Consider the following 12,129-nt stretch of genomic DNA (forward strand, 5'->3'; position numbering starts at 1 on the left):
AGAATGCAGTCTATAGTTTTAACTCCACTCTTTCCGCCACGTGGCTTCCAGCTGGTCACACCTAAGATCCCTTCCCCCACACCCCGGCCGGAGCGCGGCATGCTGCCGGTCCGCTGAAGCCGAATGGCGGAACGCCCTTGTTTCTGCCGGGTTCAAGCTATCCATCTCTGAAGGATAGCAGTTTGGCGGCGAGATCATCGGAAGCCCGCGGGCAAGCAGGCCGCGCGGGTAGCGAAGGGGTCAGCGACACCGTTGCCGGACTTCTCACATCGTTGCAGGACGGCGACCTCCTCTTCATCGCGAAAGATGACCCCTCGGCCATGGAGCTGGCGCGGGCGCTGGAGGCTGGTGCGCCGGATGCGCTGGTGGTGTTCTGCCCCGGCAGCGATGCGCTGCCGGGTGACAGCGCCCCGCCCTCTCCTGCCAATGTCGGCCAGCGGGCAACCGCACTGCGCAAGCTGCGGGCCACGCTGACAGCTGCCAGGCAACCGGCAGTTGCACTGGTCACCACCGGAGAAGCCGTCACGCGGCTGTATCCTCCGCCCCGCGAATTCGATGCTGTCCCGCCGATCCTCACCGAAGGGCAGGAGATCGACGTGGAGGAGCTCGCGGCCACACTGTCCGGCCTGGGTTACATCCGGGACGACCGGGTGGACGGGCCGGGGGAACTGGCAGTTCGCGGCCAGGTGATCGACCTGTACCCGGCCGACGCCGGGGAACCGTACCGGATAGAAGTGCAGGACGGGCGGGTGGTCTCGATCCGGGCCTATGATGCGGTGACGCAACTGACTCACGGCGAATGCCGGACGCTGGAGGTGGGCCGGGCGACAGAGCCGGATGCGCGCGGAACGGCCACTCTCCTGGACCACCTGCCGGCCGCGAAGATCGCGATGCAGGCAGGTGCGGATGAGCGAAGGAGCCGCCTCCTCGCCCTTGCCGAGGATGCAGCCCGGCGGCGCCCTGCACGCGCGCTGCAGGATATCTGCGATGACAAGCGCTGGACCGAGGCGCTGGCGGGCCGCGAACTGCTCGACCCTGCAAGCGATCATGGCGATCCGCCGCCTCGTTTCGTGGAGCGGAAGTGGCCGCTCCGCGCCTTCAAGACCTTTGCTTCACAAGCGCTCGAGGCGGGAGAACGGGTGCTTCTTCTCGGCACGCGGCGCGACCTGCGGTTCCTGTGCCGCCGCGTCTCCAAGGCGCTCGGATCCGATCCCGTTGCTGTACGCAGCTGGCAGGACGCGGTGGACGCCCCGTCCGGATCGCTGCTGATGATGGAAATGCCGCTGCGGCGCGGGTTCCGGCATGACCGCCTGGTGGCGGTAACGGCAGCCGATCTTCTCGGCAGCCGGGCGCAGCGCGACATCGATGCGCCCTCTGGCGACGCCGCACAGGTCTTTGCGCTGGGCGAGCTGCATACCGGCGATGTGGTGGTGCATGAAGACCATGGCGTCTGCGTCGTCGCCGGGCTGGAGCCGCTGGCCGAAGAGGGTGGCGACGCCATCGTGCTGCGCTTCGCGGGCGACGCGCGGCGGATGGTGCCTGTTGCCGAGGCGGGCCGCATCTGGCGCTATGGTGCGGACGAAGATGCCGTCACGCTCGACAAGCTGGACGGTTCGAGCTGGGAGAAGCGGCGAGGCTCCGTGGATGAGGCGGTCGCGCAGACCGCCCGGCAGCTGATTGCGCTGGCGGAGGAACGGCTGGCCAGCTCCGCGCCGGAACTGACGCCGGATGCGGCGGCTTACGAGCGCTTCGTCGCCGGCTTCCCGTTCACGGAAACAGCGGACCAGGGCCGCGCGATTGATGCGGTGCGTGACGATCTGGCTTCCGGCAAGCCGATGAACCGGCTGGTGGTCGGCGATGTCGGCTATGGCAAGACGGAGGTCGCGTTGCGTGCCGCCGCCATCACCGCGTTGTCCGGCCGGCAGGTGGCGATTGCCGCGCCGACGACTGTGCTGGCCCGGCAGCATCTGGAAACATTCCGCGCGCGGATGGAGGGGATAGGGATCAAGGTGGCCGGCCTGTCCCGCTTCACATCCGCGGCGGAGAAGAAGGAAACGCTCGCCGGCCTGAAGGACGGATCGATCCGCGTCGCCATCGGCACCCAGGCCGTCGCGGGCAAGGCGGTCGAGTATCACGACCTTGCGCTGGTCATCATCGACGAGGAGCAGAAGTTCGGCGCGGCCGACAAGGCCAAGCTGCGCGCGCTTGGTGCAGGCCATGTGCTGACATTGAGCGCCACACCGATCCCGCGAACGCTGCAGACCGCCCTGATCGGCCTGCAGCAATTGTCCGTGATCGCGACCCCGCCTGCGCGCCGGCAGCCGATCCGGACCGCCGTCGGCACGTTCGATCCGCAGACCGTCCGCACGGCGCTACTGAGGGAGCGCAATCGCGGAGGGCAAAGCTTCGTCGTGGTGCCGCAGGTCGATGATATCGCAGCCATGGCCGAACAGCTGGGCAAGCTGGTTCCAGAGCTCCAGCTGCTGCAGGCCCATGGCAAGATGCCCGCTGCCGAGATCGACGAGGCCATGGTGGCGTTTGCGGCCGGGGATGGCGATGTCCTGCTGGCCACGAACATCATCGAGTCCGGGCTCGATGTGCCGCGGGCCAACACCATGGTCGTCTGGCGCGCGGATCGCTTCGGGCTCTCCCAGCTGCACCAGCTGCGCGGGCGCGTGGGCCGAGGGGCGCGGCGCGGGCAGATCTATCTGCTGACCGAACCCGGTGCCGAGATCGCCGGGCACACCCTCGCCCGACTGAACACCTTGCAGGCGCTGGACCGACTGGGAGCGGGGTTTGCGATCAGCGCACGCGACCTGGACCTTCGCGGTGCCGGCGACCTGCTGAGCGACGAGCAGACCGGGCACGTGAAGCTGATCGGCGTGGAACTCTACCAGCACATGCTCGAAGGTGCGCTGCGCGAGGCGCGCGGGGAGCCGGTCGACGCCTGGACGCCTTCGCTCAACTTTGAAGTGGGCGGGCGCATCGACCCCGCATGGATCCCGGAGGAGGACCTGCGGGTGAGCCTCTATGTCCGTCTCACCCGCATCAGCGATCTTGCCGGACTGGACCGGTTCGAGGAGGAGCTGGTCGACCGGTTCGGAGAGCCGCCGGAGGATGCCGTGCATCTTCTCGCGCTTGCACGCGTGCGCATGCTCGCACGGGAGGCGCGGATCGACCGGATCGATGCCGGCCCCGCCGCCATCGCCTTCACCCCGCGTGGCCTGTTCGCGGGCAATCCCGATGTCTGCGGGTTGGAGCTTTCCAAGGGCCGCCTGCTGCTGCGCGAAGCGATCGCGCAGCCGCTGGAACGGCTTGCCCGTGCGGAGGCGATCCTGATCGAACTGGCGGCCGGTCCTTTGTGATGCCGCAAGCCTGACTGCTCGACTGCCGATTCCCGTACGGGCCAAGAGCCCCAGCCTCCGCACGGCCGGGCAACTCTGCTTCATCGGCACCTGCATTCCGCCCGGCAGTTGCACGCCGATGTAGCATCTGAAATCGATTACAGTGCGATCTACTTTGTCTGGCATCAGACACAAGCTGCTGATTTACCACGTTATTTGCACGGCCCACGGAACCGCGTGAACGGTCCTAAAGTTGATCGTTTCACCAGCTACCGACTTGATGTGTCGCCGAAGAGGAGGCGACCGCCAGGGGCGGCGGCACTCGCTTCATCCCCTTACGGGACGGGCCAACAAAGAGCGGGAACGGCGATATCCGTTCATCCGCCGAAGACGGTCGCCCGGTTTTCTCGTCCGAGAACCCGGCGCAAAAACAAGAACAGTTGGGAGAATGAGATCATGTCATTTGCGCAATCAGCGCGCCGTCGTGCCCTGTGCGGTTCGGCGGGCGTCACCGGCTTGCTCGCCATCACCCTGGCCGCACCTGCCCAGGGGCAGGCCCTGCAACCCGTGGTGAGCGCGTGCAGCGGCGTACAGCTGCCACCATCACTCGTCACGGATATCCTGGATGAAGCCGTGGTGCCGGTTGCCAGCGGGATCGACGATCTCGTCGGCGATCTCCTTGGCCTCAACGTGCTGGTCCCCGGGCTGATCAGCATCACGGATTTCGACACCAATCTCGGCAACACACTGGATGCGATCGCCTCCGGCGATCCGATCACGCTGCAGGTGCTGGATACGGACGGCAATCTCGTCTCCCCCACGGCGGCATGCAATCTCACCGCTGACGGAATCACGCTGGACACGCCGGCCGGCATCTCCATCGGTGGCAACCAGATCACCGGGCTGGGCGCGAATGGCCAGGCCGCGACCGCCGGGGACATCAGCGCCATCGCCTTCGGCAATGGTGCGACGACCGGTGCAGGCTTGGAAGGCGCGGTCGCCATCGGCACGGATGCGACGGTGACCGCAGCCAACAGCGTGGCCATCGGTGCCGGATCGGTCGCCGATCGCGGTGCGTTGGCAGGCTACACCGCGCCGCTGCTTGACGGGACGTATGACTCGGTCGGCTCCGTCTCGGTCGGGGCGCCCGGTGCCTTGCGGCAGCTGACCAACCTGGCGCCGGGGACGGAGGCGACCGATGCCGCCACTGTGGGCCAGGTGCAGGCGGTTGCCGCCCAGATCGGCACGCTGGGCGATCGGGCCGTGCAGTATGACGACGCCACGCAGGCCGGCGTCACGCTGGCCGGTGCCGGCGGAACCACTATCAGCAATGTCGCGGGCGGCACCGTCAGCGGCTCTTCGACGGAGGCAATCAACGGATCGCAGCTGTTCGCCACCAACCAGGCAATCCTGGCGCTGCAACCCGGCGGCGGTTCCAATCTGGCCGTCACCTATGACGATGCCTCGCTCGGCACGATCTCGCTAGGTGGCGGTGCCGACGGCACCACCATTACCAATGTGGCCGATGGTGCGCTCAGCGAGACATCGGACGATGCCGTCAACGGATCGCAGCTGTTCGCGACCAACACGCGGGTGTCCGTCGCCGAAACGACCATCACCAACCTGCAGGCGGCGGTGGACAATATCCCAGTCGGCTATGTCGCCGATGCGGATGGCACCACCGCCAGCACCGTACCGACCAACACCGCAGCCTTTGCGGGGGCAGGCGGCGGAACCGTGCGGGTGACCAATGTCTCGGCCGGCACCCTCGCCGCCGGATCGACCGACGCGGTGAATGGGGCGCAGCTGGCGGCGACCAACGACCAGGTGGCGCAGAACACGTCCGACATCACCACCATCACCAACAACCTGGCCGGCAGCACGGTTGTGGCGGTGCAGTACTCGAACCCGGGTGCGCCGACCGTCAGCAATGGTGGCACCATCACCAACGATGTGACGCTGGTGGGCGCCGATGCGGCGCAACCGGTCGCCCTGCACAATGTCGCCAACGGCACGGCGGCGACCGATGCGACCAATCTGGGGCAATTGCAGGCCGGCCTCAACAGCACGCTGGCAAGCGCCAACACCTATACCGACACGCGCTTCGATCAGGTGGGCACCCGGGTGGACCAGCTGACCACCCGCATCGATCAGGTCGCCTTCGACCTGGGCGAGCTGGACAACAACATGCGCCGGGTGCGGCGTGATGCGTTCTCCGGCACGGCAAGCGCGATGGCGGTCGCCGGCATACCGCAGACCATCGAGGCGGGCCGCTCCATGCTGGGTGGTGGCATCGGCCATTATCGCGGGCAGACGGCGTTCGCGATCGGCGCTTCCACGACCTTCAACGAGGGGCGCGGCGTGGCGAAGGCGGGTGCCACGATGGACACCCACGGCAAGGGCGGCTTCTCCGCCGGGGCCGGCTTCAGCTTCTGACGCCGGCAGGGGACCGGGCGGCGCATGGCCGCCGCCCGGTTCGCACCCTCAGCCCGCTTCGTTCTCGACCCCGTAATACAGTTCGCCCAGCCGGATCTCCTCGCGCCCCTGGCTTACCCGGTGGGCGTTCGTGTCGCGGAGGGAATAGACGCAACCGCAATATTCCTGCTGGTAGAACTGCTCGCGCTTGCTGATCTCGATCATGCGGGCGGCACCGCCGCCCTTGCGCCAGTTGAACGTCCAGTAGGTGATGCCCGGGTAATTGGCCGCCGCGCGCTCCCCGCAATCATTGATCTGCGTCATGTTCTTCCAGCGCGAGATGCCGAGCGAAGACGTGATGACGGAAAAGCCGTTCTCGTGCGCATACAGCGCCGTCCGCTCGAACCGCATGTCGAAGCACATGGTGCACCGCACGCCGCGCTCCGGCTCCCACTCCATCCCGCGCGCGCGCTTGAACCAGTTCGCGCTGTCGTAATCGGCATCGATGAAGGGGATGTCGTGCTTCTCCGCGAAGCGGATGTTCTCCTCCTTGCGGAGGATATATTCCTCCTTGGGGTGGATGTTCGGATTGTAGAAGAAGATCGTGTAGTCGATCCCGCTGGCGGTCATCGCCTCCATCACCTCGCCCGAGCAGGGGGCGCAGCAGGAATGCAACAGCACCTTGCCCTGCGCGTCGGGCGGGGTCAGGACGGGGCGGTCGATCGGGGTCGTGGCAGGCTGATCGGTCATGGCGCGCCCCTTACAGGATTTGGCCGGCCCATGCGAGAGCCTGGCGCCGCCCAAAGCGCGATGCCTAGCTGGCGGTAGCAGCTTCCTGTCCCTTGCGGGTCAGCACGGCCGCCATCAGCAGCGGCGCAGGGCCGGTGCCCACCAGCAGTGCTTCGTACATGATCAGCCCTTCGTCCTGCAGCGTGACGGCGGCGGCGAGGAAATCGTCGGTGGCGACGCCGACCCCCAGGGCTCGCGCGCTGAGATCGACGCTGTCGGGCCAGTCACGGCGGAGGTGATGCAGGATGGCGGCCCGCGTGCCGCCGATGCCGTCCTGTCGATCGCTGTCCATCGCCGCAGCCCCGCTCACCAGATCAGGCACCATACGACCCGTGTGAACACACTTGGTAAACAAGTGGTGAAGATCGGATGGTCGCCATGGCCGATCATGCCGCAGCGGCAAACAAACGCAAAGGGCCGCGACCAGACAAAATGTCCGGTCGCGGCCCCTGCTGATGTCCCGAGCTGGGAAACCGGCTAGCTGCGATCAGTCCTCGCGCAGGAAGGCGGGCAGGTGGTCGGGATCGCCGCCGCCATTGTTGCCGCCATTGCCATTGCCGGTGCCGCCATCTTCGCTGCGGCCACGGCCTTCGCCGCGCCCTTCGCTGCGGGGGCCGCGATTACGATCGCCGCCGCCGCTGCGGGGTCCGCGCCGGTCACCACCACGGGGGGCACGATCGCCACCCCGGTCACCGCCACGGTCGCCACCACGATCACCACCGCGCGGCTCGCGCGGTTCGCGGGCCGGACGGGTGTCTTCCAGCTCGGCGCCGGTTTCCTGGTCCACGACGCGCATCGACAGGCGGACCTTGCCGCGATTGTCGATTTCCAGCACCTTGACCTTCACGTCCTGGCCTTCGCTGACGACGTCGGTCGGCTTCTCGACCCGCTCGTTCTTCATTTCGGAGACATGGACCAGACCGTCCTTGCCACCCATGAAGTTCACGAAGGCGCCGAAATCGACGATGTTGACGACCTTGCCGCTGTAGATCGCGCCGACTTCGGCCTCTTCCACGATGCCGCTGATCCACTTCTTCGCCGCCTCGATCTGGGCGATGTCGGAAGAGGAGATCTTGATCACGCCCTCGTCGTCGATGTCGACCTTGGCGCCGGTCTCGGCCACGATCTCGCGGATCACCTTGCCGCCGGTGCCGATCACGTCGCGGATCTTCGACTTGTCGATCTGCATGGTCTCGATGCGCGGGGCATGGGCGGACAGTTCGGTGCGGGCGGTGCCCAGCGCCTTGGTCATCTCGCCCAGGATGTGCGCCCGGCCGGCCTTCGCCTGCTCCAGCGCCTTGGTCATGATCTCCTGCGTGATGCCGGCGATCTTGATGTCCATCTGCAGGCTGGTGATGCCCTGCTCCGTACCTGCGACCTTGAAGTCCATGTCGCCCAGGTGATCCTCGTCACCCAGGATGTCGGACAGGACCGCGAAGTCCTTGCCTTCCAGGATCAGGCCCATCGCGATGCCGGAAACCGGCCGCGTGATCGGCACGCCGGCGTCCATCATGGACAGGCAGCCGCCGCACACCGTCGCCATCGAGGACGAACCGTTGGACTCGGTGATGTCGGACAGGACGCGGATCGTGTAGGGGAAGTCTTCCTTGGCCGGCAGCACCGGGTGCAGCGCCCGCCATGCCAGCTTGCCATGACCAACCTCGCGGCGGCCCGGCGCGCCGAAGCGGCCGACCTCACCCACCGAGTAGGGCGGGAAGTTGTAGTGCAGCATGAAGGACTGGTACGACAGGCCTTCCAGCCCGTCGATCATCTGCTCGGATTCCTTGGTGCCCAGCGTGGTGGTGCAGATCGCCTGCGTCTCGCCACGGGTGAACAGGCTGGAACCGTGCGTACGGGGCAGGAAGCCGACCATCGCCTCGATCGGGCGGACCTGATCGACGGTGCGACCGTCGATGCGCTTGCCGTCCTTCAGGATGGCCTTGCGCACGATGTCGCTTTCCAGCTTCTTGACCAGCTTCAGCTTGCCCAGATACTCGGCCGGGTTGGCGCCCTCGATGCTCTCGAAGTGGGTGCGGGCCTTGGCGCGCGCCACGTTGATGGCGTTCTGGCGCTCCTGCTTGTTGGTCAGGGCGTAGGCCTTGGCCAGGTCCTTGCCGATCAGCTTGTCGAGCTCCTTCAGCGTGGCGGACTTGTCCTCCACCGGCGTCAGCTCCCACGGCTCCTTGGCGGCCTGCTCGGCCAGGTCGATGATGGCATCGATGACCTTGCGGCACTCTTCATGCGCGAACAGGATGCCGCCCAGCATCTGCTCTTCGGTCAGTTCCTTGGCTTCGGATTCGACCATCATCACCGCTTCGTGCGTGGCGGCGACGACCAGGTCCAGGCTGCCATCGGCCAGCGCCGCGTCCTGCTTCGGGTTCAGCGTGTATTCGCCGTCCTTGAAGCCGACGCGCGCGGCGCCGATCGGGCCCATGAAGGGCACGCCGGAAATGGTCAGCGCGGCGGAGGCGGCGATCATCGCCACCACATCGGCCTCGGTCTCGCCATCATAGGACAGGACCTGCGCGATCACGTTGATCTCGTTGTAGAACCCTTCGGGGAACAGCGGGCGGATCGGACGATCGATCAGGCGGCTGGTCAGCGTTTCCTTCTCGGTCGCGCCACGCTCCCGCTTGAAGAAGCCGCCCGGGATGCGCCCGGCAGCGGAGAACTTTTCCTGATAGTGGACGGTGAGCGGGAAGAAATCCTGCCCTTCCTTCACGGTGCGTGCGGCGGTGACTGCGCACAGCACCACGGTCTCGCCATAGGTCGCCAGAACGGCGCCATCAGCCTGGCGCGCGATGCGCCCGGTTTCGAGGGTGAGGGTCTTGCCGCCCCACTCCAGCGATACAGTCTTGGTGTCGAACATGTGTGTTCCTCGTACCCGCCGGCCCTATTGCACAAGCGGGGTTTGCTGCCGGGTATGCCGTCCCGGTCCGGTGTGGAGCGCTTGTCTGATCGCTCCGGGGCTGGCCGCGCCGAATTGCGCTGGCCGATGCCCCTTGTCTGCTGCCCGGCCTGTTTGCCCGGGCTTGGTTGCACCATTACGAAAAGGGCGGCCGATCGGCCGCCCTTCCCGAATTGCTTACTTGCGCAGGCCCAGCTTCTGGATCAGCCCGTTATACCGGGCCACATCCTTCTTCTTCAGATAGGCCAGCAGGCTGCGGCGCTTGTTGACCATGGTCAGCAGGCCGCGGCGCGAATGGTTGTCCTTGTGGTGGTCCTTGAAGTGCTCGGTCAGATTGCGGATCCGTTCCGTCAGGATTGCGACCTGCACCTCGGGGGATCCGGTGTCGCCCTGCTGACGGGCGTTGTCCGTGATGACTTCCTGCTTCTTCTCGGGGGTAACCGACATTCACTTGGCTCCGCGGTATCGTTAGAGATTGAAGCCCCGGACGACCGTGATCGTCCCGCCTGCGACCTCCACCAGCGCGACCGGCACATCGGCCAGCGTCGCAAGATGGAGCCCGTCTGCTTGGGGCTGCCCGGACAAGACCCGGCCCTGGCGGACCGCCTGCGCGTCTTCCGGTGTGAGGTTCAGGGCCGGGATACCGTCCAGCCCCGCCTCCAGCGGCAGGAGGTGGTCTTCAAGCGGCGCGCCCTTCCCGATTTCCTCCAGAATGTCCAGCGAAATCGCCTGGGCCTCGGTGAAGGGACCGGCGTGGTTGCGGCGCAGGAAGGTCACATGACCGACCGTGCCCAGCGCATGCGCGATGTCGCGCGCCAGACTGCGAATATAGGTGCCCTTGCTGACATGTGCCAGCAGGGTGGCGTAATCGGGGCCGCTATCCAGCAGGTCCAGCGCATGGATCGTCACCGCCCGCGTCGCCAGCGTGACCTCCTCCCCGGCACGCGCTAGGTCGTAGGCCCGGCGGCCATCCACCTTCAGCGCGGAATAGGCCGGCGGAACCTGCTCGATCGCACCGGTAAAGCGCGGCAGCACCGCCTGCACCTCCGCCGCCGACGGCCGATGATCGCTGGTGGCAACCACCTCTCCTTCCGTGTCCAGCGTGGCCGTCTGCTGCCCGAACGTCACTGTGAAGGCGTAGGTCTTGCTGGCATCCAGCATCCGCCCGGCCAGCTTGGTCGCCTCGCCCAGCGCGATCGGCAGCACCCCTTCGGCCAGCGGGTCCAGCGTGCCGCCGTGCCCCACCTTCACCTTGCCGTGACCGGCGGCGCGCAGCACCCGCTTCACCGCGCCCACCGCCTGCGTGGAGCCCAGCCCGCGCGGCTTGTCGAGGATCAGCCAGCCATGGGGCCCTGTGCCTGTCATCGTCAGACGCCCGCCACGAAGCCGGCCAGCGCCATGTAGCGCGCTTCCAGCCACTCGACCGGCGGGGCGACGAGGTTCTCCACGATACCCGCGCCGGGGAACAGGTAAGGCACCGCCACCAGCAGCACGAACAGCAGCGGAAAGCCGAGTGGGCGGAACCGGTCATAGATCCGCGCGGCACGGCGCGGCAGCAGCCCTTCCACGATATGCGACCCGTCAAAGGGCGGGATCGGCAGCAGGTTGAACAGCGCCAGGAAGATGTTCACCAGGATGAACAATTGCAGCGTGACCACGAAATAGCCGAATGCACCGCCCGCCGGGGCTGAGACGAAGCGCGCCAGCAGCCCCAGCAGGATCGCGCCCAGCGCGGCCAGCACCAAATTGGTCAGCGGGCCGGCTGCGGCAACCGCCATCATGCCGGTGCGCGGATCGCGTAAGCGCCGGGCGTTGACCGGCACCGGCTTGGCCCAGCCGAATACGGGCATCCCCGCCAGCGCCAGCGCACCGGGCACCAGCAGGGTACCGACCGGATCGACATGGCGGATCGGGTTGAGCGTCAGCCGGCGCTGCTCCTGCGCGGTGGGATCGCCCAGCAGCAGCGCGGCCCAGCCATGCGCGACCTCGTGGAAGACGATGGCGATGACCAGCGCCGGGATCATCGCCAGCGCCAGCAGGAATGTGTCGTTCATGCCGTCCACCTAGGCGCGCATGCGGCCTAGCGATAGAGGCCCAGCGCGTCGGCGAAATGGCGGCGGCACAGGGCGACGTACCGCTCATTGCCGCCGATCTGGGTCTGGTCGCCGTGCAGCACGGCTTCGCCTTCGGCGTTCAGCCGCACATTCATGGTCGCCTTGCGGCCGCAATGGCACACCGCCTTCAGCTCCACCGGACTGTCGGCCAGCCCCAGCAGGGCCGCCGATCCGGGAAACAGCTCGCCCTGGAAATCCGTGCGCAGGCCGTAGCACAGCACCGGGATGTTGGCGGCATCGGCCAGGCGGGCGCATTGCCAGACCTGCTGGTGCGACAGGAACTGCGCCTCGTCCACCAGCACGCAGGCCAGCGGTGTCGCCGCATGGCAGGCGGTGACCGCCTCCCACAGATCGGTATCAGGCGCGAACAGGTGCGCGTCGGCCGACAGGCCGATGCGGCTGGCGATCGGCGCCACGTCGCGCGTGTCGATCGCGGCGGTCCAGCGCATGGTCTGCATGCCCCGCTCGCGATAATTGAAGTCCGCCTGCAGCAGGTTGGTCGATTTGCCCGCATTCATGCTGGCATAGTAGAAATACAGCTTGGCCACCGGGCACTCCC

General features: G+C 67.0%; 9 protein-coding genes. 2 read left to right on the plus strand and 7 right to left on the minus strand.

Going from position 1 to position 12,129, the window contains the following annotated elements; genetic code table 11:
• Nucleotides 1-320: 320 nt before the first annotated feature.
• Together D5S08_RS01240 and D5S08_RS01245 are read left to right on the plus strand one after the other, a co-directional pair.
• The gene (locus D5S08_RS01240; protein ID WP_121115410.1) at nt 321-3,365 is read left to right on the plus strand and encodes a helicase-related protein; all 3,045 of its coding nucleotides are present in this window, start codon (nt 321-323) and stop codon (nt 3,363-3,365) included.
• 435 nt (nt 3,366-3,800) lie between these two features.
• Complete coding sequence (locus D5S08_RS01245; protein ID WP_121114730.1) at nt 3,801-5,780, plus strand: YadA-like family protein; 1,980 nt, start codon at nt 3,801-3,803, stop codon at nt 5,778-5,780.
• Nucleotides 5,781-5,828: 48 nt separating this feature from the next.
• Here the strand turns inward: D5S08_RS01245 and D5S08_RS01250 are convergent, their stop codons facing one another.
• The 7 genes from D5S08_RS01250 to D5S08_RS01280 all read right to left on the minus strand — a co-directional run bounded on the left by D5S08_RS01250 (nt 5,829) and on the right by D5S08_RS01280 (nt 12,118).
• Nucleotides 5,829-6,509 (minus strand): epoxyqueuosine reductase QueH, encoded by a 681-nt coding sequence (locus tag D5S08_RS01250; RefSeq protein ID WP_121114732.1) that lies wholly within the window; start codon nt 6,507-6,509, stop codon nt 5,829-5,831.
• A 64-nt stretch (nt 6,510-6,573) separates the two neighbouring features.
• Nucleotides 6,574-6,840, minus strand: a complete 267-nt coding sequence (locus D5S08_RS01255) for a hypothetical protein (protein WP_126665468.1) — start codon at nt 6,838-6,840, stop codon at nt 6,574-6,576.
• A gap of 195 nt (nt 6,841-7,035) precedes the next feature.
• On the minus strand, nt 7,036-9,417 hold the full coding sequence (gene pnp / locus D5S08_RS01260) for a polyribonucleotide nucleotidyltransferase (protein WP_121114736.1): 2,382 nt from the start codon (nt 9,415-9,417) through the stop codon (nt 7,036-7,038).
• A 216-nt stretch (nt 9,418-9,633) separates the two neighbouring features.
• A complete protein-coding gene (gene rpsO, locus D5S08_RS01265) occupies nt 9,634-9,903 on the minus strand; it encodes a 30S ribosomal protein S15 (RefSeq protein WP_121114738.1) in 270 nt (89 codons plus the stop codon).
• Between the two features lie 21 nt (nt 9,904-9,924).
• Nucleotides 9,925-10,821 (minus strand): tRNA pseudouridine(55) synthase TruB, encoded by an 897-nt coding sequence (truB, locus tag D5S08_RS01270; RefSeq protein WP_121114740.1) that lies wholly within the window; start codon nt 10,819-10,821, stop codon nt 9,925-9,927.
• Nucleotides 10,822-10,823: 2 nt separating this feature from the next.
• On the minus strand, nt 10,824-11,510 hold the full coding sequence (locus D5S08_RS01275) for a site-2 protease family protein (RefSeq protein ID WP_121114742.1): 687 nt from the start codon (nt 11,508-11,510) through the stop codon (nt 10,824-10,826).
• Between the two features lie 26 nt (nt 11,511-11,536).
• Entirely contained in the window at nt 11,537-12,118 is a 582-nt protein-coding gene (locus D5S08_RS01280) for a thymidine kinase (RefSeq protein WP_121114744.1), read from the minus strand.
• Nucleotides 12,119-12,129 lie beyond the last annotated feature (11 nt).

Source organism: Croceibacterium ferulae, assembly GCF_003660445.1.
Taxonomy (GTDB): Bacteria; Pseudomonadota; Alphaproteobacteria; order Sphingomonadales; family Sphingomonadaceae; genus Croceibacterium; species Croceibacterium ferulae.